Annotated in this window: 20 protein-coding genes; 4 read left to right on the top strand and 16 right to left on the bottom strand. The window is 38.5% G+C overall.

Annotation, left to right across the window (positions count from 1 at the left end; all coding sequences use genetic code 11):
• Window positions 1-7: 7 nt before the first annotated feature.
• Window positions 8-4,894, bottom strand: a complete 4,887-nt coding sequence (locus N7931_RS11085) for an NAD-glutamate dehydrogenase (RefSeq protein ID WP_262794069.1) — start codon at window positions 4,892-4,894, stop codon at window positions 8-10.
• Between the two features lie 375 nt (window positions 4,895-5,269).
• Between N7931_RS11085 and N7931_RS11080 the strand changes: the two genes are divergently transcribed.
• Window positions 5,270-5,692 (top strand): SulA-like leucine-rich domain-containing protein, encoded by a 423-nt coding sequence (locus N7931_RS11080; RefSeq protein WP_262794067.1) that lies wholly within the window; start codon window positions 5,270-5,272, stop codon window positions 5,690-5,692.
• A 181-nt stretch (window positions 5,693-5,873) separates the two neighbouring features.
• On the opposite strand, the gene N7931_RS11075 is transcribed toward N7931_RS11080, so the two are convergent.
• From N7931_RS11075 to metA, 15 genes are all read right to left on the bottom strand, one after another.
• Entirely contained in the window at window positions 5,874-6,710 is an 837-nt protein-coding gene (locus N7931_RS11075; RefSeq protein WP_262794065.1) for an isopenicillin N synthase family dioxygenase, read from the bottom strand.
• Window positions 6,711-6,739: 29 nt separating this feature from the next.
• A complete protein-coding gene (locus N7931_RS11070) occupies window positions 6,740-7,246 on the bottom strand; it encodes a phosphatidylglycerophosphatase A (RefSeq protein WP_262794085.1) in 507 nt (168 codons plus the stop codon).
• Window positions 7,236-8,213, bottom strand: a complete 978-nt coding sequence (thiL, locus tag N7931_RS11065; protein WP_262794063.1) for a thiamine-phosphate kinase — start codon at window positions 8,211-8,213, stop codon at window positions 7,236-7,238. Before thiL ends, N7931_RS11070 begins: the two co-directional genes overlap by 11 nt.
• A 14-nt stretch (window positions 8,214-8,227) precedes the next feature.
• The gene (gene nusB / locus N7931_RS11060) at window positions 8,228-8,647 is read right to left on the bottom strand and encodes a transcription antitermination factor NusB (protein WP_262794061.1); all 420 of its coding nucleotides are present in this window, start codon (window positions 8,645-8,647) and stop codon (window positions 8,228-8,230) included.
• Window positions 8,648-8,667: 20 nt separating this feature from the next.
• The gene (gene ribE, locus N7931_RS11055) at window positions 8,668-9,132 is read right to left on the bottom strand and encodes a 6,7-dimethyl-8-ribityllumazine synthase (protein ID WP_262794059.1); all 465 of its coding nucleotides are present in this window, start codon (window positions 9,130-9,132) and stop codon (window positions 8,668-8,670) included.
• 151 nt (window positions 9,133-9,283) lie between these two features.
• Window positions 9,284-10,396, bottom strand: coding sequence for a bifunctional 3,4-dihydroxy-2-butanone-4-phosphate synthase/GTP cyclohydrolase II (ribBA, locus tag N7931_RS11050; protein WP_262794057.1), 1,113 nt, complete (start codon window positions 10,394-10,396; stop codon window positions 9,284-9,286).
• 12 nt (window positions 10,397-10,408) lie between these two features.
• The gene (locus tag N7931_RS11045) at window positions 10,409-11,059 is read right to left on the bottom strand and encodes a riboflavin synthase (RefSeq protein WP_262794055.1); all 651 of its coding nucleotides are present in this window, start codon (window positions 11,057-11,059) and stop codon (window positions 10,409-10,411) included.
• A gap of 3 nt (window positions 11,060-11,062) precedes the next feature.
• Window positions 11,063-12,193, bottom strand: coding sequence for a bifunctional diaminohydroxyphosphoribosylaminopyrimidine deaminase/5-amino-6-(5-phosphoribosylamino)uracil reductase RibD (gene ribD / locus N7931_RS11040; protein WP_262794053.1), 1,131 nt, complete (start codon window positions 12,191-12,193; stop codon window positions 11,063-11,065).
• Between the two features lie 39 nt (window positions 12,194-12,232).
• Window positions 12,233-12,700: a transcriptional regulator NrdR gene (gene nrdR, locus N7931_RS11035; RefSeq protein WP_262794051.1), complete on the bottom strand. Its 468-nt coding sequence runs from the start codon at window positions 12,698-12,700 to the stop codon at window positions 12,233-12,235.
• A 74-nt stretch (window positions 12,701-12,774) separates the two neighbouring features.
• On the bottom strand, window positions 12,775-14,031 hold the full coding sequence (gene glyA / locus N7931_RS11030; protein ID WP_262794050.1) for a serine hydroxymethyltransferase: 1,257 nt from the start codon (window positions 14,029-14,031) through the stop codon (window positions 12,775-12,777).
• Between the two features lie 187 nt (window positions 14,032-14,218).
• Entirely contained in the window at window positions 14,219-15,184 is a 966-nt protein-coding gene (locus tag N7931_RS11025) for a PstS family phosphate ABC transporter substrate-binding protein (RefSeq protein ID WP_262794049.1), read from the bottom strand.
• 121 nt (window positions 15,185-15,305) lie between these two features.
• On the bottom strand, window positions 15,306-16,244 hold the full coding sequence (locus tag N7931_RS11020; protein ID WP_262794048.1) for a porin: 939 nt from the start codon (window positions 16,242-16,244) through the stop codon (window positions 15,306-15,308).
• 223 nt (window positions 16,245-16,467) lie between these two features.
• The gene (gene rluF / locus N7931_RS11015) at window positions 16,468-17,379 is read right to left on the bottom strand and encodes a 23S rRNA pseudouridine(2604) synthase RluF (RefSeq protein WP_262794047.1); all 912 of its coding nucleotides are present in this window, start codon (window positions 17,377-17,379) and stop codon (window positions 16,468-16,470) included.
• Between the two features lie 138 nt (window positions 17,380-17,517).
• Window positions 17,518-21,216 carry a methionine synthase gene (gene metH, locus N7931_RS11010; protein ID WP_262794045.1) on the bottom strand — a complete coding sequence of 1,233 codons (3,699 nt, stop codon included), beginning with the start codon at window positions 21,214-21,216 and terminating at the stop codon, window positions 17,518-17,520.
• Window positions 21,217-21,395: 179 nt separating this feature from the next.
• On the bottom strand, window positions 21,396-22,325 hold the full coding sequence (gene metA / locus N7931_RS11005) for a homoserine O-succinyltransferase MetA (RefSeq protein ID WP_262794043.1): 930 nt from the start codon (window positions 22,323-22,325) through the stop codon (window positions 21,396-21,398).
• Between the two features lie 320 nt (window positions 22,326-22,645).
• On the opposite strand from metA, the gene N7931_RS11000 reads away from it, so the two are divergent.
• Genes N7931_RS11000 through N7931_RS10990 form a run of 3 tightly spaced genes read left to right on the top strand, consistent with a single transcriptional unit; the run spans window position 22,646 to window position 25,538 of the window.
• Window positions 22,646-23,827 carry a 3-dehydroquinate synthase gene (locus N7931_RS11000; RefSeq protein ID WP_262794042.1) on the top strand — a complete coding sequence of 394 codons (1,182 nt, stop codon included), beginning with the start codon at window positions 22,646-22,648 and terminating at the stop codon, window positions 23,825-23,827.
• On the top strand, window positions 23,827-24,735 hold the full coding sequence (locus N7931_RS10995) for a UbiA family prenyltransferase (RefSeq protein ID WP_262794040.1): 909 nt from the start codon (window positions 23,827-23,829) through the stop codon (window positions 24,733-24,735). Before N7931_RS11000 ends, N7931_RS10995 begins: the two co-directional genes overlap by 1 nt.
• A 2-nt stretch (window positions 24,736-24,737) precedes the next feature.
• Window positions 24,738-25,538: an EboA domain-containing protein gene (locus N7931_RS10990; RefSeq protein WP_262794038.1), complete on the top strand. Its 801-nt coding sequence runs from the start codon at window positions 24,738-24,740 to the stop codon at window positions 25,536-25,538.
• Window positions 25,539-25,554 lie beyond the last annotated feature (16 nt).

Below are 25,554 nucleotides of genomic sequence, written 5' to 3'. Positions count from 1 at the left end.
ATAATTTTTATTGCATTGTATCGCAATGATGGCTTAACAGCATCAATTCCCTGAGTGCAACTGAAAATTTTGCAAATTCATGGCTTTGTGTTGCTCTAAAATCAGCCAATAAATGCCGCCAGCGATCAATAATATCTTCATTTTGTTCAGTCCACTGCGCTAAAATTTCATCGGCTTGGCAATGTGCGTCACAATTTTTAATCACCACCGCGGTTAAAGCTCTTAATTGCCAGTCAGATTCTTCTCTAAAGGTTGCCCGCGCCAAAGCCTGCCAATGGTTAGCGACCGGCTGTTTATTAATTTGTTCTAAAAACCAGTGTAAATCCATTTTGGCACTGAGTTTATAATATACATCAGCCACTAAACTGAGCGCTTTATTGGTTTCGCTAGCCACTTGAGCAATGTCCATAACTGAAAACAAGGTGCTGATATAAGAAAACTTTTGCGCAAATTGAGCATCCACTCCAGCACTTTCTAACTTTTGAGCCGTTTTGATTAATTTATTATGTTCTGATTCAACCAAATATTTATCTAAATTTTCACTCATTTCAGTAAATACAGGTTGATAAAATTCAACGGTTTGCTCAATTGACATCGCTTTATTACGATGGCGTAAAAACCACCTTGTTGCTCTGCGAACGGTACGGCGTAGTTGAAATAAAGCTTCTGACTGTACCGCAGACGGTACTTTATTATCCCACTGCTCAATGCTTTGCCAAAGTTGAGGCAAGCCGAAAATTTCTCTGGCGATGGTAAAACATATTGCAATTTCAGCTATATTTGCACCAGTTTCTTCAGTCATCCGGTACACAAAATTCATCCCCATATCATTCACGAGCTGATTAGCAATTTGAGTTGCAATAATTTCAGCTTTAAGCGGGTGCTGCTGCATAGCTTGGCTATAATTTTGCTGTAAAACGTGAGGAAAATAATCCACTAAGGTATTGGCTAAAAAGCTATTTTCAGTAATTTCTGGGGTATTTAATTTTTCTTTAAGTACCATTTTGCCATACGCCAGCAAAACCGATAGTTCCGGCCGAGTTAACCCTTTGGCTGATGCTAACCGATCGGCTAATTCGTCTTCACTGGGTAAAAACTCAAGCTCCCGATCTAAATAGCCTTCTTTTTCTAGTCCTTGTAAAAATCGGATCTGCTCTCTTAATTGTGCGGCAATATTTAGTTCAGTTACCGAGAGTGAATGCGTTTGGCGATAGCAGTCAGTTAAAACAATTTGAGCCACTTCATCTGTCATTTGGGCCAATAATTCGTTACGTTTTTTCATGGTTAATTCGCCATCGGCGACCAAACCATTTAATAAAATTTTGATATTGACCTCTTTATCTGAGCAATCAACGCCACCCACGTTGTCGATAAAATCAGTATCGATTAATACGCCTTTTTTAGCCGCTTCAATTCGTCCAAGTTGGGTACAACCTAAGTTGCCTCCCTCTCCTACTATTTTAAAATTAAGCTGATTGCCATTAACTCTGAGCGCATCGTTTGCCCTGTCGCCGACATCTGCATGCGACTCTTTGCTCGATTTAATATAAGTCCCAATCCCTCCATTCCAGAATAAATCAGCTTTCATTTGTAAAATTAAATGAATCAATTCATTAGGCGGTAAACTATTTTTATCTGTATTAATGAGCTGTTTAATTTCAGGGGTCAATTTAATAGATTTAGCACTGCGCTCAAAAATACCACCGCCCTGACTAATCAAACTTTTATCATAGTCCGCCCAGCCAAGTCCCTCTTTAAATAAACGCTGACGCTCAGCATAGGTTTTTTTAGCATCGGGATTTGGGTCAATAAAAATATGTAAATGGTTAAATGCAGCCTGCAAACAAATATGTTTAGACAAAAGCATGCCATTACCAAAAACATCACCCGCCATATCACCAACACCCACACAACTAAAGTCGGTGTTTTGGCAATTAATGCCTAGCTCTCTGAAATGACGTTTAACCGACTCCCACGCCCCTTTGGCCGTAATCCCCATTTTTTTATGGTCATAACCGACACTGCCGCCAGATGCAAAGGCATCTGCCAGCCAAAAGTCGTAATCGAGCGAAATTTCATTGGCGATATCCGAAAAAGTGGCTGTACCTTTGTCGGCTGCAACTACCAAATAAGGGTCATCTTCGTCATGACGAACAACTTGTTTAGGGTAAACAATTTCACCACTTTTAATATTGTCTGTTATATCCAGCAAGCCTTTGATAAAAGTGCGGTAACAATCTTTACCCAGCTCAATAAATTCTGCTTTAGATTGAGCTAAATGAGCTTGCTTACATACAAAACCACCTTTTGCTCCAACCGGAACAATAACCGTATTTTTAACCTGTTGGGCTTTCACTAAACCTAATACTTCGGTTCTAAAGTCTTCTCGGCGATCAGACCAGCGTAACCCACCACGGGCGACTTTTCCGCCGCGCAAATGCACCCCTTCAACTTTGGGCGAATAAACAAAAATTTCGAATTTTGGCACAGGTTTAGGCATATCTGGGATGGATTCAGGCACTAACTTTAATGAAATATAAGCTTTAAATTGAGCAGCATCGGCTGTTTGCTGATAAAAATTGGTACGGCTGGTTGCTAAAATCATATCAACAAAACGGCGGATAATTCGGTCATCATCTAAATTCGCGACAGCATCTAACTCAGTATTGATTTTAGCGGTGAGTTTTTCCTGCTTGTCTTGGCTGAATTTTTTATCTGGTGAAAATCTTAACTTAAATAATTCAATTAACTGATTCGCTAAATGCGGGTAACTTGAAAAAGTATGCTCAATATAACTTTGGCTAAAACTGGTGCCAATTTGGCGCATATATTTAGCATAAGCCCGTAAAATCGAAATTTCGCGGCCAGAAATCCCAGCTTGTAAAACCAAACGGTTAAAACCGTCATCTTCCAATTCGCCAGCCCAAACGGCATAAAAAGCCTGCTGAAATAACTCACGGGTATGCGCAAAATCACCAGATTCATCTATTTGCATCGACATAGAAAAATCCAAAATCCAATTTACTTGGGTGTGTTCATCCGTTAGTTTACTGCTGATTTGGTACGGTCTTTCATCAATTACTCTTAAACCAAAGTTTTCAAGCATCGGCAAAACATCAGATAAGTAAATGGGTTTATCCAGATGAAAAAGTTTAAGCCGAATTTGGCTAGCATCCTGCTGCGCTTCTTGCGGTTTATATAAAATCATACTCAAAGGGCAAGCTTGATTTAAGCTTTCCAGCTTTTCAATATCAACCAGCGCTGTGTTTGGCAGTTCATTTTCTTTATAACTACGCGAAAATGCCTGCTCATATTTTCTGGCGATAGCTTTACCTTTTTCTTCACCATATTGAGCTAATAAACTGCGCTCTAGTTTATCTTCCCAAGATTTGGTCAGCTCAATCATATTGGTTTGCAGTTCAAACTCATTAATATCAAAACTATTATCTGCCACTCTCACCATATAATGTGTTCGAGCCAATGGCGATTCAGATAAATAGGTATAAAATTCAACCGCTTTGTTTGAGCCAAAATAATCTTTTAATAATTTTTGCATCTCCATTCTAAGCTTTGTGCTATAGCGATCTCTTGGCACATAAGCCATGCACGAAAAATAACGTCCAAACATATCTTTGCGTACAAATAAACGCGCAATGCCCCGCTCCTGCATTTGCATTACCCCTAAGGCTATTTGGGTAATTTCTTCCTCGGTTGCATGCAGTAACTCTTCTCTTGGATAGGTTTCTAAAATATTTAAAATAGCTTTGTAAGCATGTGAATTGGGTTTAAATCCAGTTTGGTTTAATACTCGATTTACTTTATCTTTAATCAGCGGTATATCAAACGCGCTGTCATTGTAAAAATCAGACGAATACAAGCCAATAAACCTGTGTTCACCAATCACTTTACCGCTTTTATCAAACTGTTTAATCCCGACATAATCTAAGTGTGCGCTGCGATGTACCTCTGATAATGCATTAGTTTTAGTTAAAATCATTAACCGATTAGTCAATGCCAGTGCTTTTGCATTAGCCGGTAAACTCGCCAGCATTCGGCTATCATCTCCTGTACTGCCTCGCATTAATCCTAAACTGGTTTGTTGCTTGCGACTTAGCTGATAGCCGCCTTTCACTGCATCAAGTTGATACTCCCGATAACCTAAAAATGTAAATTTGTTATCTGCTAACCAATTTAAATACGCCAGCGCTTCTTTTTTTTCTGCAACATCTACGACTGTCGCCGGTAGTTTATCGACTTGCTCAATAACCTGATGGCATTTATCTAACATGCTCTGCCAATCGGTCACGGCTAAATCAACCTGACTAATTACCCGACAAATCTGAGCTTTAACCTCATCAATAATCCGGTTGTCAGACTGGCGATCTATTTCGATAGAAAAAATAGTATAAGTTTCAATAGTGCCTTGTTTTCGGCTTGGATTAAGCGCGGTAATTTGGCGGGATTTATCACGTTTAACTATCACGGTTTGGTATAACAACCAATGTGCCGTAATACCTAAACGATTCAACGCCATACGAATAGAGTCAACTAAAAACGGCTGATCATTTGTCACAATTTCAACTATGGTATGGCTGCTTTGCCAGCCATGCTGGCTTAAATCTGGATTAAATACCCGAATCTGGGTATTTTGCGGCATATCGTCCGTTTTAGGCTGCGCAGAACTCCCCGTTGCCGATAAAGTTTGCCACAAGCTCATCACCGCGCCATATAAATCACTGTCGTTCCGGTTGATTAAATCATCTGCCGCAATATCCCGATAAATTAAGCGGGCAAATTGACTAATTAAGTTAGCTTGATCTTGCGTTAACTTTTTATGAATAAGTTTATCGACATTTTCAAGTAACACAGATTGGCTTTTATGGGCTTGTTCCATTTAAATCCACCTTTGGCTTTTAAAGATAAACATTGTGACGATTTAACCTAAGTTGCACATAATAAAATTCAACTGTTGATAAATTTACATCAACATTTTTTATACGCAGCTAAGATTATTTAAGGTTAGATTAAGTTTAGGAAAAGATTAAGATTTTTGAAGTAGGTTTAGTTAATCCATGCGAATGCTTCCCCAAAAATCACCCTTTATCTCGCATATTTTTATCTGCTAGAGCTTAGCGTTAGTACCAAATCATTTGGATGGATTTTGAGCACAATGTATTTTTTTTAAACTTTTTAGCATTAAAATATTGACCTGTATAAAAAACCAGTATACTGTATATCCATACACACAACACTGTATGGATAACTGATTATGAATACTTACATTTTGACTGATGCTGTAAATAAAACTCGTTTTTTCTCAACAAATTCAAACACTAATGAATTTGAAATGCGTTTTTGGCAAGCTATTGCAAGATTGCAGGAAAGTAACCGATGGTTATGTGTTGTCGCACCAAAACGTATGCCGAATAAACAGCTATTAACTGAAGCAGGTATAGAGCTGAATCGTATGTTAGTTATCCATACGCATGCTGGTGACGATGTAGCAAAAATTACTCAAAAAGCCTTAAAGCTTGGTAAATGCTGTGCGGTAGTGGCTTGGTTTGATCAATTAGATAAACAAGAAAGAGAAACCATTATCAACACAGCCGCAGATTCTAAAGCGGCTTGTGTCATGGTAAAACCAACCTATGTTGGCATTAATAATACAAAATCGACAATTAAAGTTGCTTAATAAAAACTAAATAACCTGCAAGTTGATCACAAGCTAAGTTAACAGATATAAAGCTTAACACCCTTGGGCCTTCGGGCCCTTTTTTATTGTAACTCTACTTTTTTCGGTCGTTATTTATGGCAAAAATTTCAAGTCTGTTATTACCCACTTGAGATAACAATGCAAATAGCAACCTTTTCCTTTATAACACACCGAGTTCTTTTAGCCTTTCCATTAAATAGCTATGGGCGGTATAGCGTTCTGACAATTTTACATTTGGGTTAGCGTGTAAAAACAAAGGCATAGAAATTCTGGATTTTGTTTTATCTGCGCCGCTTGGGTTAATCACTCTATGTGTCGTTGATGGAAAATAACCATTTGATGCTTCCTGCAACATATCGCCAATATTAATAATTAAATAACCAAAATCACTGGGAACTTCGAGCCATTCACCCTCCAAGCTTTTTACTTGTAACCCAGGCTCATTGGCTGCGGGTAAAATGGTTAATAAATTAATATCTTCATGAGCGGCTGCTCGAATTGCGCCTAATTTCTGTTCCGTTGGTAATGGTGGATAATGCAAAATTCTAAGTAGCGTATTTTCGCAATTTTTAATCATGCCGGATAAAGGCTGTGAATAATATTGAGCGACATTTGCCGGTGAATATTGTTCTACCCAACTTAATAATAATTCAGCTAACTGGTTAGCTTGTTGATAATAGCTTTGTGTAATTTCACGCAGTTCAGGCGGACATTGACCCCAAGGATAATAATGAAAATATTCTTTTAAATCCTGAACATTTGCCCCTTTGGCTTTTTCTGCTTTGTGGGTAGAAAAGAAACCATCCTGCTTCGGTTGAGTAAATTCAAACTTAAATTTATCGTTTGAATCAAAAAAGCATTGCCAATTCTGATATAAATTTTCAACTAAGCTTTGTGATAGCGGATGATTTTTTAAAACGCCAAATCCGGTTTGTTTTAGCGACTCAACAAATAATTCTGCTGCATCTTCACGGTTAAAATCAATTGCGTTTAGCATTCACAAACTCCATTAAATTAAAGCAATTGCTACACTATCCCCAACCAATAGGTATTGAGCAAATATAAACAGCCCCACGCCATAAAACCAGCAATTACATCGTCGATCATAATACCAAAGCCGCCATGCATATTTTTATCAAACCAGCTAATAGGCCAAGGTTTTAAAATATCGAAAAATCTAAATAAAACAAACCCTAAACTAATCAAAATCCAGTGAGCCGGAAACATAAATAAAGTGATCAGTAAGCCAACAATTTCATCCCAAACAATAGCTGGATGATCATGTACATTAAGTGATCTGGCCGCATAGCCACAGATCCAAGGGCCAATCAGCATAAAAAACAAAGTAACGGCAAAATAAACCCAAACAGAGCTTAAACTTAATAATAAAAAAAGTGGAATAGCTGCCAGTGTGCCAAATGTACCGGGCGCTTTAGGTGATAAACCAGAGCCAAAACCAAAAGCTAAAAAATGAATAGGTGAAAAGCAGTTAATTTTTTTCAGTTCGGGACGAATCGAAAATTTAGACAAAATGCTGGTATCCTGTTTGACTGAATTGGATAGGTTGTTGATTAAGTGTCACGGTAAGTTCAGGGGTTGCAGTTATCTCACCAATGCAAGTGACGGCTAAATTAAGTGACTGAGCATGCTGTTGCAATAAATCGAGTTTAGTTTGTTCAAGCGTAAAACAAAGCTCATAATCATCGCCACCGGTTGCGGCCAATGTACGGGCTTGCTCAACACCAAACTGTTCAATTAAAGGCGCTGAACAAGGCAGTTTTTCAAGCTCAATTTGAGCACCACAGTTTGACGCTTTTAAGATATGAGTTAAATCAGCTAATAAACCATCCGAAATATCAATTGCACTGTTTGCTAAACCGGATAAAGCTTGGCCTAATTCGACTCTGGCCGTTGGATAATTAAACCGACTTAATAAAGCTTGTTCAATAGCTGGTGTTTTTGGCTGCGCCGTTGCCAATAACAATGCTAAAGCACCGGCAGCATCACCTAATGTGCCCGAAACACATATTTTATCACCCGGCTTTGCCCCACTACGTTTTAATGCGGTTTGATGATCAACTTCCCCTATTGCATTAATTGTAATACTCAGCGGCCCTGATGTGGTATCGCCGCCAATTAAATGAAATTGATGTTGATTAGCTAACTCAAACAAACCGCGGCTAAATTCAGCCATCCAGTTTTCATTTTGGCTGATTTCTTTGGGTAAACAAAGCGCTAAACTAAACCATTTAGGGTTAGCCCCCATTGCGGCTAAATCACTTAAGTTAGTCGCTAAGGCTCGATAAGCTAGAGCATGAGGTAAAATATCGGGTAAAAAATGGGTACCGGAAACTAAAGTATCCGTGGTAATCGCAAGTGATGAATTTTTGAGGGTAAAATTTGGGACAACCAAAGCACAGTCATCCCCTTTATCCAGTTTTACACACTCTGGCGTGTGGCCGAGATTAAAATAGCGATTAATTAAATCAAATTCGGCCATTGAATACTTGAGCGTTATTTACCGTGAGGACGAAGCACTTTAACGGCTTTATCTAAAACACCATTAACAAATTTATGGCTATCGTCAGCTGCAAACGTTTTTGCAATTTCAATCGCTTCGTTAATCACGACACGATATGGTACATCAGGACAATGAACCAGTTCATACGTTGAAACTCGTAAAATTGCCTTTTCAACCATATCTAACTCGTCAATATCACGAGCTAAATAGTCTTTATAAGCTTTGTCTAAGTCGGCTGCATTTTGAGCCGTGCCTAAAACCAAAGTACGGTAAAAATTAACGTCAAAGCTATTTAAATCCACTTCTTCAAGGGTTGATTCAATAATATCTTTGATCATATTTTTAGAGATTTGCCAGCCATAAATTGACTGAGTTGCTAACTCTCTTGAACGTCTGCGATGTGAAGGTTTCAAGCTAAACTCCTAACCGGCAATTATAACTGGCTAACCAGATTAACCATTTCTAATGCACTTAATGCAGCTTCGCCGCCTTTGTTACCCATTTTGGTACCTGCGCGCTCAATTGTCTGCTCGATTGAATCAGTTGTTAATACACCAAAAGCAACCGGAATGCTGTACTCTAAAGAAACCTGAGCTAAACCTTTGTTACACTCGTTAGCAACAAAATCAAAATGAGGCGTACCACCACGAATAACCGCACCTAATGCAATAATTGCATCGTAGTTTTTACTTTCGGCTACTTTTTTAGCCACTAAAGGTAATTCATAAGCACCTGGGCAACGAACAATGGTAATGTCTTTTTCGTCAACTAAACCATGGCGTTTTAATGTGTCTATTGCACCTTCTACTAAACTTTCAACAATAAAGCTGTTAAAACGAGAAACAACAATAGCGAACTTTTTACCTTGTGCTGGAAATGCACCTTCAATAACTTGCATTCGATTTTACCTTAAATTCTGCTCTAAAATATTGAGCGTTATTCTAACAAAAATTTTGTCTAAGCTGTGAACGATAAATTGCAAAAAGCGAAAATAAATTACAGATCTCCGCTTTTTGCGGCTTAATTTGAATAAATCTTACTCAAATTGTTTATTCATCAAGATATTCAACTACTTCCAAACCAAAACCCGCTAATGAGTGATATTTTTTCTGTGAGCTTAATAAACGCATTTTTCCCACATTTAACGCAGCCAGAATTTGTGAGCCCACTCCAACAGTGCGTGATGTTTCGCGCCATGTATCTTTTTTAGGTAACGTTTTACCTTGCTCCTGTAACTGATAACCTTTTACTTTAGCAATCAGTTCATCTGGTGTTTCATTTTTACCCAATAACAATAATACTCCGCCCTCTTGTGAAATACGCTCAAGCGACTTATGCAAAGTCCAACTTTTGCTTTCATCACGGGTAGAACCAAGTAAATCGGCAAAGGTATCTTTAACATGCACTCTCACTAAACTAGGTACGTCCGGCGTTAAATCAGTATTTTTTAGCGCAAAATGCACCTGTCCATCAATGGTGTCTCTGAATGTGACTAAATCAAATTCACCAAATTGAGTCGGTAATTTACACTGTGCGATTTGCTCAATGGTGGTTTCTGTATTGTTGCGGTATTCAATTAAATCGGCAATTGTGCCAATTTTTAAACCGTGCTTTTCAGCAAATTTTTCAAGTTCTGGACGACGAGACATTGAGCCGTCTTCATTTAAAATTTCAACAATGACCCCCGCAGGCTCTAATCCGGCTAAACGGGCTAAATCACAACCTGCTTCGGTATGACCGGCGCGGTTTAATACCCCACCATCTTGCGCCATAATTGGAAAAATATGTCCAGGCTGTACTATGTCTTCCGGTTTAGCATCACGAGCGACCGCAGCGCGAACCGTAGTTGCTCTGTCGGCAGCAGAAATCCCAGTAGTCACACCTTCAGCCGCTTCAATTGACAGCGTAAAATTAGTGCCAAATTGCGCTTGGTTACGATCAACCATTAACGGCAGTTCAAGTTGTTCACATCGCTCTCGGGTTAAAGTTAAACAAATCAAACCTCTGCCGTGGGTTGCCATAAAATTGATGACTTGCGGGGTACAATGCTGCGCAGCAACAATTAAGTCACCTTCATTTTCTCTGTCTTCATCATCCATTAAAATAACAATTTTGCCCTGACGAATATCGTCAATAATTTCTTCTGCTGAATTTAATTTCATCAATGATAAACCTTATTTAATAAACCCGCTTTTTGCTAATAATTCCATAGTCACACCAGATTCTGGCTCACGTTGTGCTGTCATCAAACGTTCTAAATAACGGGCAATTACATCCACTTCTAAATTTACTTTGCTACCAATTTGCCAATCACCAATGGTGGTTTTTTCTGTGGTATGCGGAATTATGGTTAACCTAAACTCATGTTGTTTAATTTCATTCACGGTTAAACTAATTCCATCAACCGTAATTGAGCCTTTTTCAGCAATATATTTAGCTAAATCTTTAGGTGCACTAATCCAATAATCGGTCGCATTGGCATTTGGTAAAATACGGGCAACCTCACCAACACCATCAACATGCCCACTCACAATATGCCCACCCAAACGGCTGGTTGGTAAACAGGCTTTTTCTAAATTTATTTTGGAGCCAACCGATAAATCAGCCAGTTTAGTCCGGCGAATTGTTTCAGCCGAAACATCTGCCGAAAAATGGCTATTGGTAAAATGGGTTACGGTTAAACACACCCCAGATACGGCAATGCTGTCGCCGAGTTTAACATCAGTCAAATCCAGTTCATTGGTATTAATTACCAATTCAAAATCGCCAGCTTTTGCATTAATTGCGTTAATATTGCCAACTGCTTCAATAATACCTGTAAACATAAATTATTTTGCTCTTAGTGTAATTCTTAAATCTGGGCCAATTTGGCGAACGTCTTTATATTGCCATTCGATTGCTTGATTTAGCTCAGTTAAATCAGCAATATCTAATAAACCTTTGGTATTTTCACCTAATAATTTAGGTGCCTGATAAATAATCAGCTCATCGACTAAATTTTGTTTAATTAATGCGCCTGCCAATTTAGCGCCCGCTTCAACCCAAATCTGGTTAATTTGTAATTTAGCTAATTCTGCCATCACCGCTGTTAAATCAACTTTATTTGATTCACCGTTTAAATGAATAAAATGGGTATTTTCACTCCAGTTATGTTCAGCGGCATATCTTTGTTGCTTATTACCAACTAAATAAACACAAGCGTTATCATTAAAAATATTTAAATCCGGCGTTATTTTAGCTTGATTATCAATCACAATTTTAACTGGTTGTCTGAGTTTATCAGCCGGATAATCTGGTTGATAAAAATCACTTTCGCGAACATTTAAGCTTGGATTATCCGCTAACACTGTGCCAGATCCGGTTAAAATAGCACAAGCTTGCGCTCGGTAATTTTGCACATCTTTTCTGGCCTGATAACTGGTAATCCATTTACTTTCGCCCGATGCCATTGCAGTGCGCCCATCTAAACTGGCTGCCAGTTTAAGCTGAACAAATGGCCGCTTATGGTTCATTCGCTGATTAAACCCCGGATTGATTTTTTGGCAAGCGTCTTCTAAACAACCTGCATGCACCGCAATCCCAGCATCTCTTAACATTTCAATACCGCGCCCGCTCACTAAAGGATTTGGATCTTCCATCCCTACAATCACTTTAGCAACTTTGGCATTAATTAATGCATTGGCACAGGGCGGCGTTTTTCCGGTATGGCTGCAAGGTTCTAAAGTTACATAAGCGGTTGCCCCTTCTGGGCTTTCACCATTAGCTTTAACTTGATTCAATGCATTAATTTCAGCATGAGGACCACCAGCCTGAATATGAAAACCTTCACCAATAATCTGCCCATGTTTAACAATAACACAGCCAACACAAGGGTTAGGTGAAGTGGTATAACGGCCTTTTTCTGCAAGTTTAATCGCTCTGGCCATGTATTTTAAATCATCGGGGTAAAATGCACTCATAAGTCGCTTTTCTGCAATTGAAATTTAAGTGTACTTAGCTTAGCTCTGTTTAACCGATTTATCATCCAAACCAGCAATGGCTTCACCAAACTCTTTAATATCCTGAAACGAGCGATAAACCGATGCAAAACGAACATAAGCAACTTGATCAACTTGTTTCAGTTTTTCCATTAATATATTACCGATTAACTTACTTTCAACCTCGCGTTCACCGGTTGCGCGCAGTGCCGACTCTAATTGGTTAATCAGCGTTTCGATTTGTTCGGTACTAACGGGGCGCTTTTCGAGCGAGCGCATTAAACCTGCTCTGAGCTTGTTGTCATCATACGGTTCACGTGAACCATCGGTTTTGATAACCCTTGGCATCACAAGTTCTGCGCTTTCAAACGTGGTGAACCTTTCTAAGCAGTCAAGACACTGACGACGACGCCTAACCTGATGGCCTTCTGCAACCAGTCGGCTATCAATCACTTTAGTTTCTTGGGTGGCACAAAATGGACAATGCATAAATCATTCAGCTTGATAAAAATCAGGCCGCAAAAGCGGCCTGATAAAATGTTGTCATGCGTTTAGTTTAGCGATTATGCGTAAACCGGTAAACGCTTACAAATATCTAATACGTTTTGTTTAACAGTATTAATTGTATCTTCGTTTTCGATATTATCTAACACATCACAAATCCAACCAGCTAATGCTTTTGCATCATCCGCTTTAAAACCACGGCGCGTGATTGAAGGCGTACCGATACGTAAACCAGAAGTCACAAACGGTGAACGAGGATCGTTAGGAACCGAGTTTTTGTTCACTGTGATGTTAGCACGGCCTAAAGCTGCGTCTGCATCTTTACCTGTGATGTCTTTGTCGATTAAATCAACTAAGAATAAATGGTTTTGAGTTTTACCTGAAACCACTTTGTAGCCACGCTCTTGTAAAACAGCAACCATAGCTTGTGCATTTTCAACAACTTGTTGTTGATAAGCTTTAAACTCATCAGACATAGCTTCTTTAAATGCAACCGCTTTTGCTGCGATAACGTGACATAAAGGACCGCCCTGACCACCAGGGAAAACAGCGCTGTTTAATTTTTTGTAGATTTCTTCATCGCCTTTAGCAGACAAAATTAAACCACCGCGAGGACCAGCTAATGTTTTGTGAGTTGTTGTAGTCACTACATCAGCAAAAGGCATAGGTGACGGATAAACACCAGCTGCAATTAAACCAGCAACGTGAGCCATATCAACTAATAAATAAGCGCCAACTTTGTCTGCGATTTCACGGAAACGAGCCCAGTCAACAACTAATGAATAAGCCGAAAAACCACCAATAATCATTTTTGGTTTATGCTCTAAAGCTAACGCTTCAACTTGTTCGTAATCAATCTCACCCGTTTCTGGGTTTAATCCATACTGGATTGCATTGTAATGTTTACCAGAAAAGTTTACGTGAGCACCATGAGTCAAGTGACCACCATGAGCAAGGCTCATCCCTAAAACGGTATCGCCCGGTTGTAATAAGGCTTGGAAAACTGCACCGTTGGCTTGAGAACCTGAGTGAGGCTGAACATTGGCATAGTCTGCACCAAACAATTCTTTTGCACGATCAATTGCTAATTGCTCAACAACGTCAACATGCTCACAACCACCATAATAACGTTTGCCTGGGTAGCCTTCAGCATATTTGTTAGTTAATTGAGAACCTTGAGCTTCAAGAACACGAGGGCTAGCATAGTTTTCAGAAGCGATTAATTCAATATGTTCTTCTTGGCGAACTGTTTCGTCTTGAATAGCTTGCCATAATTCAGCATCAAAATCTGCAATGTTCATGTCACGTTTTAACATGGTTTCTCCTGTTAGAAAGCGCAGTAAATCATAAAAGTGCGCATTGTATAATTTTCTTCGCCGGATGCCTACTGTTTGTTAAGTGTTTTATTACAAGCATTAGCTGAAAAATATTCAATTAAACAAAAAAGCCCTAATGTTTGCACATTAGGGCTTTTTTACATCAAAACAAGTTAAAAGATTAAACTTATAAACCTAACTTTTGTAATTCTTTTTCAGCAATTTTAGCTGGTAGGGGAATATAACCATCTTTTTCCACTATATACTGCCCAGGTTTTGATAAAACCATAGTTAAAAATTGGGCGGTTAATGGGTCAAGTGGCTTGTTTGGGTGCTTATTTACATACACATATAAAAAACGGGCTAACGGATATTTACCAGCTACCGCGTTTTCCATCGTTGCTTCAACATAATCATCACCACGTTTGGCTAAAGGTACAGCTTTAACCCCAGAGGTACGATAACCAATACCAGAATAACCAATTGCATTTAATGAAGATGATACGGATTGCACAACTGATGCTGAACCCGGTTGCTCGTTTACATTATTTTTGAAATCACCTTTACATAACGCATGTGATTTAAAATAACCATAAGTACCAGATACAGAGTTACGACCAAATAATTGAATATCTTTACGTTGCCAGTCACTGGTTAAGCCTAAATCACCCCAACGATCAACACTGGTATTAGCACCACATTTTAACGTCGATGAAAAAATTGCATCTACTTGTTTAACCGATAAACCTTTAATTGGGTTATCTTTATTTACAAATACTGCTAAAGCATCAATTGCGACTCTAACCGCGGTTGGTTTATAGCCAAATCTTTCTTCAAACGCTTCAATTTCTTTTGATTTCATCGCGCGGCTCATTGGGCCAAATTGCGCAGTACCCTCGGTTAATGCTGGTGGCGCAGTAGATGAACCGGCAGCCTGAACCTGAATAGTGACATTTGGGTATAATCTTTTATATTCTTCTGCCCAAAAGGTCATCATATTTGCCAGAGTATCAGAACCAACAGATGAAATTTTACCTGAAATACCACTTACTTTTTCATACTCTGCGAGGTTTTGATCTAAAGCGCTTGCTTGAGTGCTAAATATTAGAGAAGCTGCAACACCAACAACTTTAGCTAAATTTTTAATTTTCATACATGCTCCATGGCAGTTTCTTAAATTTGTACCAACCCATCTTATGACACATTTATTTCATAAATATGACAGACAATAAAAACCACCGTATTTTAACTTGTGGTTTTTATAAAAGAAGTTTTTAGAATTTATGCTCTAACCCAATTGCTAAAGTATTGGTATCTTCTGTAGGTAAATTACCTTGGTCTTGACGAGTTAACCAAGCAAATGCTTTTGTTGCACCGCCTAATTTATAGTCAATACCAATTGAGGTAGTTGCTCTGTCCGAGTCATCATTAATAATTTGATGTTGTACTTTATATGTAAACTCACCCTGTTTATAGGCCGCATTAAAGAGTGCGCCATTAGCTGAAATGTCTGTATCAGTATTTTCTTGCCTTTGGATAATAGTACCAACTGTAAATTGGCCTAGTCGTTTATTTAATACCAAACGAATTCTATCTTCGCCTTTTACATCACTGTCGTAAGCCAAAGCACCATATAAGCTGTTCGATTTTAAACCTGAATCGCCATACATCACAGCAAATGATGCACCGGCACTGTCTAGCTCAGCCGGATCATTCTCTTCTTGTGAAATGTAAGTGACTCCAAATGAAAAATCACTAAACTTAGGTGAAATATAAGTTACTGTGTCATTTGCGCGGATTTCACCTGAATAAAGGTTTTTAATATCTGCAATATAATCGTTAAATAGATCGACTTTTCCCTGAGCCATTTTAAACGCAGTATCCATTCGGCCTAGTCTAATTTGACCAAAATCACCTTTTAAGCCGACAAACTGATTCCTGCCTGTAATATTCTCTGCTTTGGATTCATCTGAGAAATCAACACCAAATTCAGCTTGATAAATAGCGACTAAACCATTTTCCAATTCAACTTCGCCTTTAACCCCAAATCGTGAATTATTGCTTTTTAAATCAGTTGCAGATTCATCTGAGTCTGACAACTGAAAGCTCACATTCGCTTTACCATAAAGGGTTAACAATTCAGATTGAGCTAATACAGGAGAGCTGGTTAAAGCAACTGACAAAGCTAAACTTGTGTACTTAAATTTATTCATATGTGAGTCCCAAAAGTAACTACTAACAGCTAATAGCCTAGACCGAAATAGATAATTATCAATCTGACTAGCAAGGTAATTCATAATAAAATTACAATATGAGATACATTATATGAATCTTATATTACAGTTTTATTTCAAACTGAAATAAAACTGTAATTAATAATTCATAAAAATAGAGACAGTTAAAATAAATTGGTTAAGTTATTGATACTCTGATTAATTAATCAGGCTTTTTTAAAGATAGCTTTTTTCTGCCATTTTGAGTTTTAGCGGTCTTTGAAGTTTTAGGTTTAGCAACTTGAATAAATACTTTTTCTTTTTTAATTTGAGGCTGAGCAGTTTGCACTTGCTCAAATGCGGTTTTAGATGAGCCAGATACCGCAAGATTAATTGCCTGCATTTCAGCTTCGGTTAAATCACGCCAGCGCCCTTTTTCAAGATCGCCCAAGGCCACATTCATAATCCGAATTCGCTTTAACCGGGTAACTCGATAACCTAAATATTCACACATCCGCCTAATTTGACGGTTTAATCCTTGAGTTAAAATAATTTTAAATACAAAACGGCTTATTTTTTCTACTTTACATGGCAAAGTAACCGTATCCAAAATAGGCACGCCCGACGACATATTTTGAATAAACTCAGCCGATACATTTTTATCAACGGTAACTATATATTCTTTTTCGTGGTTATTACCGGCTCGCAGAATTTTATTAACTATGTCGCCATCATTTGTTAAAAAAATCAAACCTTCTGATGGTTTATCTAATCGCCCTATCGGAAAAATACGTTCGCGGTGGCCGATTGCATCAATAATATTATCTTTCACTTTATGTTCAGTGGTACAAGTAATACCAACTGGTTTGTGATAGGCGATATAAACTCTGTCTGATTTGCTTTTAGGGCTGGCATAAATCGGCTGGCCTTTAACCGCCACTTTATCCCCCGGCATCACTTTTGTCCCCAATTCTGGAATTAGCCCGTTAATAGTCACATGCTGATTTTCTATTAATTTATCTGCTTCTCGGCGAGAGCAATAACCAGAATCACTGATAAATTTATTTAAGCGAATACCGTCTGTTGAATTCAAAGTGTTACCTGTTACATCTTTTTTAAATCGGGTTATTAACATTAAATGTTAACCTAGTGGGCTACGTCCTACCTACATTAAACTGAGCATTGTAGATCGCCCTTTAAAGCAATTTAATTATAGGCTAGTCCGATCTACATTAGGCAGCAACCCATGTAGATCGTATTTAAACTAGGTTAATTATGCATCCGGGTCATAATCAAGATTAGGTGCAAGCCAGCGTTCGGCTTCAGTTAAGGTCATGCCTTTACGTTGAGCATAACTTTCCACCTGCTCTTTTTTAATTTTACCAACTGCAAAATATTTAGTATCCGGATGGGCAAAATACCAACCACTAACCGACGCGCCTGGCCACATTGCACAGCTTTCGGTTAAGTTCATCCCGATACGGTTTTCAACATCCAATAACTGCCATAAGAGTTGTTTTTCAGTATGTTCAGGACAAGCAGCATAACCCGGAGCTGGACGAATCCCTTGATATTTTTCACGAATTAACATCTCGTTATCTAGGTTCTCATCTGGTGCATAGCCCCAATATTCTTTACGAACTTTAAGGTGTAAATATTCAGCAAAGGCTTCCGCTAAACGATCAGCTACCGCTTTAACCATAATGCTGTTGTAATCATCATGCTCAGCTAAAAATTCATCAGCCCATTCATCTGCACCAAAGCCGGCGGTTACCGCAAAACCACCAATATAATCTTTAATATCAGAGTCAGCATCTGCTAAATAATCACTTAGAGCACGGTTATAAAGTCCGTCTTTTTTAGCGCCTTGATTACGTAAATGGTGAACCCGCATTAACTCTTGGCTGCGCGATTCATCGGTATAAATCGCAATATCATCATCCATCCGAGCCGCTGGGAATAAACCAAATACGCCTTTGGCTTTAATTTTTCCTTCACGCTCAATCGTATCTAAAATGTCATTCGCATCTTTAAATAACTTTTGAGCTTCTTCACCAACTAACTCGTGCTGTAAAATAGCCGGATATTTACCACTTAACTGCCAAGTCATAAAAAATGGCGTCCAGTCGATATAATTTCTTAGCTCAGCCACTGAAACATCTTGTAACTCGGTTATACCCAGTTTATTTGGGGTAACTGGCGTATAGTTTTCAAATGACAATGGAAAACGATTAGCTTTGGCTTCTGCATAACTCACTAATTCAGAGCGTGGACCACGATTAGCGTGTTGCTCACGCACTCTGACATATTCTTCATTTAGTTTTTCGACAAAAGCAGGTTTTAACTCTTTGCTTAATAACGCAGAAGCCACCGATACACTGCGTGATGCATTCGGTACATACACCACGGGTTCATCATATTGTTGCTCGATTTTAACTGCGGTATGCGCTTTTGAGGTAGTTGCGCCACCAATTAACAGAGGCAATTTAAAGCCTTGGCGCTGCATTTCTTTCGCAACATGCACCATTTCATCAAGCGATGGCGTAATTAAACCGGATAAACCGATAATGTCGCATTTTTCTTCAATTGCCGTTTTTAAAATTTTATCTGTCGGAACCATTACCCCAAGGTCAACAATTTCATAGTTATTACATTGCAGCACCACGCCTACAATATTTTTACCTATGTCATGTACGTCGCCTTTAACGGTAGCCAATAAAATCTTACCATTGGTTCGGCCTTCTTCTTTTTCAGCCTCAATGTAAGGTTCAAGATAAGCAACAGCTCGTTTCATTACCCGTGCCGACTTAACCACCTGCGGCAGGAACATTTTCCCTTCACCAAATAAGTCACCAACTACATTCATGCCGTCCATTAACGGCCCTTCAATTACATGCAGAGGTCGTTCAGATGCAAGCCGAGCGGCTTCGGTATCTTCTTCAATAAAATCGGTAATGCCTTTAACCAATGAATATTCAAGGCGCTTTTTAACGTCCCAGCTACGCCATTCTAATGCCGCCGGATCTTCTGCTTTTGCGCCACTACCACGATAATTTTCAGCAATCGCTAATAGGTTTTCAGTCGCATCATCATGTTTATTTAATACAACGTCTTCAACCGCATCTTTTAATTCTTTTGGGATATCATCATAAATCGCAAGCTGACCTGCATTTACAATCCCCATCGTCATGCCATTTTTAATTGCATAATATAAAAAGACAGCATGAATCGCTTCACGAACCGGATCATTACCACGGAACGAGAAAGAAACGTTAGATACCCCACCCGAAATCATCGCATGTGGTAAATTATCGGTAATATCTTTACAAGCTTCGATAAAATCAACCGCATAATTATTATGTTCGTCAATCCCAGTTGCTACCGCAAAAATATTCGGGTCAAAAATAATATCTTCCGGTGGAAAACCAACCTTATCAACCAAAACTTGATAAGAGCGTTTACAAATTTCAAATTTGCGCTCGCGGGTATCCGCCTGACCCACTTCATCAAACGCCATAACAATCACGGCTGCGCCGTATTTACGTAGTAAGCTAGCTTGCTCAATAAACTTATCTTCACCTTCTTTTAAGCTAATTGAGTTAACTATGCCTTTACCTTGAATACATTTAAGACCAGCTTCTAAAATTTCCCATTTAGAAGAATCGATCATAATAGGCACACGAGAAATATCCGGCTCAGAAGCAATTAAGTTCAAAAATCGAACCATAGCTGCCTGCGAGTCGAGCATGCCTTCGTCCATGTTAATGTCGATAATTTGTGCGCCATTTTCAACTTGCTGACGCGCAACATCCAAGGCTTCATCATATAAGCCTTCTTTAATTAAACGTTTAAATTTGGCTGAGCCAGTAATGTTGGTACGTTCACCAACGTTAACAAATAATGAGCTTGAATCTATCGTTAAAGGCTCTAAACCAGATAAACGACAGGCGATTTCGCGTGGTTTAATTTCTCTTGGTGTAACCCCTTCGACTGATTTAGCAATTGCGCCAATATGCTCAGGGGTAGTACCACAACAGCCACCAACAATATTAAAGAAGCCAGATTCAGCCCACTCTTTAATATGAATTGCCATATCGTCAGGAGATAAATCGTATTCACCAAATGCATTTGGTAAACCCGCATTAGGATGCACAGATACAGCAAAATCAGAAACCCGCGCTAATTCTTCAACATATTGGCGAAGTTCAGCCGGACCTAACGCACAGTTAAGACCAATAGAAATAGGTTTTAAGTGACGTAATGAATTATAAAAAGCTTCTGTTGTTTGGCCTGATAAAGTTCGACCTGAGGCATCGGTAATTGTACCCGAGATCATAATTGGCAATTCAATGCCTGTATTTTCAAACGCTTGCAAAACAGCAAAACCTGCCGCTTTTGCATTGAGCGTGTCAAAAATAGTTTCAATTAAAATTAAATCAGCGCCGCCTTCAATCAAAGCTTCGGTCGATTCAGTATAAGCCTTTACCAGAGCATCAAAGGTAATGTTACGAAATCCCGGATCATTTACATCTGGTGAAATAGAAGCAGTTTTACTGGTTGGCCCGACTACACCGGCAACAAACCTTGGTTTATTTGGATTTTGCTCAGTAAATTTATCAGCAATACGACGAGCTAATTTAGCCGATTCAACGTTAATTTCGCGGCTTAAACTTTCCATTTCATAGTCAGCCATTGAAATGGTAGTCGCATTAAAGGTATTGGTTTCAATAATATCAGCACCGGCAGCAAGGTAACCGGCATAAATATCTTCGATAATATCCGGTTGAGTTAAACTCAATAAGTCATTATTGCCTTTAATATCCAAATGCCAGTTGGCAAAACGCTCACCCCGATAATCCTGCTCTGTTAATTTGCGGTTTTGGATCATAGTGCCCATACCGCCATCTAAAACCAGAATACGTTCTTTTAATAAAGTGCGGATGGTTTGGCCAACCTGACTTTGTTTACTCATACAATACCTTCTAAACTTTTCATTCAAACCGTTATGCCTCTAACGATTTGTCAAAAATGGCGCTTAAATACCAGCCATTGATCATCTTTAAATACAATTAATTGCCGGTATTTTAATGGATTCGTTATAAAACAAAAGCGCCAATTGGCGCTTTTATAAATCACTAAAGTGATATGGGCTTATTTTTGCCCGGATAACTGAGACAAATCATAAGGTGTCGCTTGATACACATAATGATTTAACCAGTTACAAAACAATAAATTACCATGACTTCGCCAAATATTACTTGGCTCAGCATTCGGATTATTATCCGGAAAATAATGCTCTGGAATATTTGGCTCGATTCCGGTTTTTAAATCCCTGAAATATTCATCTCTTAATGTTGTCGCATTATATTCAGGGTGGCCGGTAATAAATACACAGCGTCGGTCTTTACTCGCCACCAAAAATGCACCGCCTTCTTCGCAGCTGGCTAATACATTTAATTCAGGGTGCGCTTGTAAATCTTCAATTGGTACCTGAGCATAACGTGAATGCGGCATATTAAAATAATCATCAAACCCTTGAGTTAATGGCTCAAGTGGATCTAAAGTTTGATGTTTAAAAACGCCAGATATTTTTTCATCACGGATCATGCGATTTAAACCGTAATGATGATACAAAGCTGCATGTGCCGCCCAGCATAAATATAAAGTAGATTGCACATGCTGGTTTGCCCAGTCCATAATTTCCTGCATTTTATCCCAGTATTTTACCTCGGTATAATCAATTAAACCTAAAGGCGCACCTGTGATAATTAAACCGTCGTAATTTTTTGTGCCTTTAATATCATCAAATAAATGATAAAAAGCGGACATGTGAGACTCTGGCGTATTTTTAGAAACATGCATATCAATGCGCAGCAAATCAATATTAACCTGCAAGGGTGAGTTAGCTAATAAACGCATTAACTGTACTTCAGTTTCTATTTTATTTGGCATTAGATTCAGAATGGCTAATTCTAACGGACGAATATCCTGACTTTGCGCACGGCTGTCAGACATCACAAAGATGTTCTCTTCACTCAAAACTTTGATCGCAGGTAACTGATCGGGAATTTTGATAGGCATCTTTTAGCTCCAAACTGAATTTAACGAAAGAGGATTGTTGCCGGAAATAGCTAAGTTGTCAAATTATTTACGTCTAGACGTCTAAACGGCCAAAATGAAATCAGGAAAAAGATTAAATGTGATGGTTTTTATCACGCTTGTACAATAACTTGAGCGAACCAAACAAAAAATTAAATATCATAACAAGATTAAAACATCTCTTATTGATTGTACCCACTTATGCCTATAGTATGTGCTGTTACGGTCTTAATTATTAATGGTCGCGCCGTACATAATATAGCCAGCTTAAATCAGTACAGGTAAGACTTTTCGAGGTAAACATGACTCAAACAAACCTATATGACTATTCTTCAGTTAACATTCGTCAACAATTTACAGTGCGTTTTGATTATCCGGTTTTGTTTACCCGCCAAAGCTTTAACTTAGACAACCCAACCTTGATCGATTTAATCAATAATTTAGATGAATCCCCTAAATTATTGCCGGTCATAGATTCAGAAGTTGTTAAAAGCCATCCGGATTTAGTGAATCAAATCCACGATTATTTTGAAACTCAGGCTGTTCCGACTTTACCGGAAATAATCATTCAGGGCGGCGAAGCCTGTAAAAATGATGATACTTTACTAGATACCATCTATCAGGCTGTTGAAACTCATGCAATTGATCGCCACTCGTATATTTTAGTGATTGGCGGCGGTGCGGTTGTGGATGCGGTAGGTTTTGCTGCGGCAACCGCACACAGAGGTATTCGTTTAATTAGAATGCCAACCACAGTATTAGGCCAAAACGATGCTGGTGTCGGTGTTAAAAACGCGATTAATTATCACAAACGTAAAAATTATTTAGGCACATTTGTACCACCATTTGCGGTTGTTAACGACTTTTCGTTATTAAATACCCTGACGCAACGTGATAAACGTTCAGGCATTTCAGAAGCAATTAAAGTTGCTTTAATTAAAGATCAGCCATTTTTTAATGAGTTATATCAGCAGCGTCATTTATTAGCCAAATTTGACGATAAAGCTATGGAAAATATGATAATAAAAGGTGCTAAATGGCATTTACATCATATTGCAACCAGTGGTGATGCATTTGAATTTGGCTCTGCCAGACCATTAGATTTTGGTCACTGGTCAGCTCATAAATTAGAAGAGTTATCTAATAATGAGTTACGTCATGGTGAAGCTGTCGCGATTGGCATTGCAATGGACAGTATTTATTCTCATAAACAAGGCCATTTAAGTGAGCTTGAATTAAAACATATTCTGGTATTACTCAATACCTTAGGCTTTGAGCTTAACCACCCTGCTTTGCAATTATTAAATGTAGAGCAAGCCTTAGCTGAATTTAAAGAACATTTAGGCGGCCGCTTATGCATTACGTTATTAAACGGAATTGGTGATGGGTTTGAAGTTAACGAAATCAATACTCAAACTATGATTGAGTCGGTACAGGCGATTCAAAATAACCAAATCAAACAGTATGTAGAGCAAGTTGCCTAATGACAAAAGCATTACTTCAACTGGTTCGGGCACCAAATGGATTAACGGCTGTCAGTAATATTCTGGCTGCCGCGGTTATCGCCAGCTCAGGCCAAGTTAATTTTTCGGTCGGTATTTTAATTATCGCCAGTTTAGCTTTTTATTATGGCGGGATGACGTTAAACGACTGCTTTGATTACCGTGAAGATTTAGCCGAGCGCAACAAACGCCCACTGCCCAGTGGTCAAATTAGTTTAACTTTAGCATGGCTGCTCGGGTTTGGTTTGTTAGCAGTTGGTTTAGGTTTGAGCGCATTTTTTGCTTGGCCAAATTTAACCGCCTTATTTATCGGGCTAGCACTGAGTTTAAGTATCATTTTATACAATAGTCTAATTAAAAATGGCTTAACCGGCTCAATTATGATGGGCTTATGCCGCTATTTTAATTGGCTATTAGGGGCAAGTTTTGTATTAAGTTTAACGCCAGAAATAAATGGAGAGCTAAACCCCTGCGTATTTTTACTTGCATTACCTATTTTGCTTTATATCACGGGTTTAACTTATTTAAGCAAACAGGAAACCCACGCCACCGATAAAAAAGCTTTGCTGTTAACCTCATTATTTATGCTGGCTACCGCAGTTAGCCAAATTATTTTGCTGTTTACTGTGCTCACCAACCATTTAACCACCCAGATTATTGGCACTGTACTGGTGTGTATTTGGCTGGCTTTGTTATTAAAACGTCTGATTCCGCTTTGGTTTAATTTTACCCCAGATAAAATTCAAGCCATGATAATGTATTTAATTATTGGCGTTATCCCGCTGGATGCGCTTATGCTGGCTATTTCTGGCTATTATTTATGGGCACTTGTCGTGATTGCGCTATTGCCACCCTGCCGAGTTTTAAGTAAACATTTATACATGACTTAACCATGCAAATAACTAACGACATTAAATTAATTGAAAAACAATTAAATCAATCACAACAAGACTGGCTCATACAAGCGCTGGCTAAACTTAGCAACTGTCAGCAAAATGCAGAAGATATCGAGCTGGAATTATTGAATCAATCTGTGCTGGTTAAGCGTTTATTTAGCCAAACTATTAGCTTAAACTCGCCTTATAAAGAGTTTGAATTAGCTGATTTTATTCGTTTAATCTTATTAAAAGCCGCGCTTGAAATATTAAGCTCAATTCATTTAAATGATGCAGAGCAATATCAGCAAGCGATTAAAACCTTACTAAAAAATTATTACCAGTATGGTGATGAAAGCGAAAAATGTGCTTTGCTAAAATCACTGAGCTTTATTGATCATCAAGGCTTGGCTGTGCAAACTGCGATTAAAGCGTGTCGCTGCAATAGCCTGAATGAATACAGTGCCATTGCGCTTAATAACCCGTATCCGGCAGCGTATTTTCCTGAGCTTAATTTTAATCAATTAGTATTAAAGTCATTATTTATGGGGTTAAATATTGAACAGATCACAGATTTAACCAAGCGGCTTAATCAAAAATTATCTAATATGTGTTTTTCGTATGCGATAGAGCAAGCGTTGGCTGATCGCATCCCGCCAGACTCTATCTGGCAAGGCATTATTTTTGATCAACTAGATGACGAAAATAAAAGCCAATTAACACATTATTTAATGCATTTTAAGCAACAAAATCACGCACACGACACACAAATACAAAAAGCATTAACTGAGCAGAACGCATTAAATTTGCTCGTTTAAAAATTCATTAAGGATC

This window comes from Catenovulum sp. 2E275 (genome assembly GCF_025515275.1).
Classification (GTDB): domain Bacteria; phylum Pseudomonadota; class Gammaproteobacteria; order Enterobacterales; family Alteromonadaceae; genus Catenovulum.
Note: the sequence above shows the minus strand (reverse complement) of the source record. Positions and strands in the feature narration are given on the sequence as shown.

Excerpts from the sequence above, each read along its gene's own strand:
- N7931_RS11085 (WP_262794069.1), bottom strand. The coding sequence starts at position 4,894 with ATGGAACAAGCCCATAAAAGCCAATCTGTGTTACTTGAAAATGTCGAT.
- N7931_RS11080 (WP_262794067.1), top strand. The coding sequence starts at position 5,270 with ATGAATACTTACATTTTGACTGATGCTGTAAATAAAACTCGTTTTTTC.
- N7931_RS11075 (WP_262794065.1), bottom strand. The coding sequence starts at position 6,710 with ATGCTAAACGCAATTGATTTTAACCGTGAAGATGCAGCAGAATTATTT.
- thiL (WP_262794063.1), bottom strand. The coding sequence starts at position 8,213 with ATGGCCGAATTTGATTTAATTAATCGCTATTTTAATCTCGGCCACACG.
- ribE (WP_262794059.1), bottom strand. The coding sequence starts at position 9,132 with ATGCAAGTTATTGAAGGTGCATTTCCAGCACAAGGTAAAAAGTTCGCT.
- ribBA (WP_262794057.1), bottom strand. The coding sequence starts at position 10,396 with ATGAAATTAAATTCAGCAGAAGAAATTATTGACGATATTCGTCAGGGC.
- N7931_RS11045 (WP_262794055.1), bottom strand. The coding sequence starts at position 11,059 with ATGTTTACAGGTATTATTGAAGCAGTTGGCAATATTAACGCAATTAAT.
- ribD (WP_262794053.1), bottom strand. The coding sequence starts at position 12,193 with ATGAGTGCATTTTACCCCGATGATTTAAAATACATGGCCAGAGCGATT.
- nrdR (WP_262794051.1), bottom strand. The coding sequence starts at position 12,700 with ATGCATTGTCCATTTTGTGCCACCCAAGAAACTAAAGTGATTGATAGC.
- glyA (WP_262794050.1), bottom strand. The coding sequence starts at position 14,031 with ATGTTAAAACGTGACATGAACATTGCAGATTTTGATGCTGAATTATGG.
- N7931_RS11025 (WP_262794049.1), bottom strand. The coding sequence starts at position 15,184 with ATGAAAATTAAAAATTTAGCTAAAGTTGTTGGTGTTGCAGCTTCTCTA.
- N7931_RS11020 (WP_262794048.1), bottom strand. The coding sequence starts at position 16,244 with ATGAATAAATTTAAGTACACAAGTTTAGCTTTGTCAGTTGCTTTAACC.
- rluF (WP_262794047.1), bottom strand. The coding sequence starts at position 17,379 with ATGTTAATAACCCGATTTAAAAAAGATGTAACAGGTAACACTTTGAAT.
- metH (WP_262794045.1), bottom strand. The coding sequence starts at position 21,216 with ATGAGTAAACAAAGTCAGGTTGGCCAAACCATCCGCACTTTATTAAAA.
- metA (WP_262794043.1), bottom strand. The coding sequence starts at position 22,325 with ATGCCTATCAAAATTCCCGATCAGTTACCTGCGATCAAAGTTTTGAGT.
- N7931_RS11000 (WP_262794042.1), top strand. The coding sequence starts at position 22,646 with ATGACTCAAACAAACCTATATGACTATTCTTCAGTTAACATTCGTCAA.
- N7931_RS10995 (WP_262794040.1), top strand. The coding sequence starts at position 23,827 with ATGACAAAAGCATTACTTCAACTGGTTCGGGCACCAAATGGATTAACG.
- N7931_RS10990 (WP_262794038.1), top strand. The coding sequence starts at position 24,738 with ATGCAAATAACTAACGACATTAAATTAATTGAAAAACAATTAAATCAA.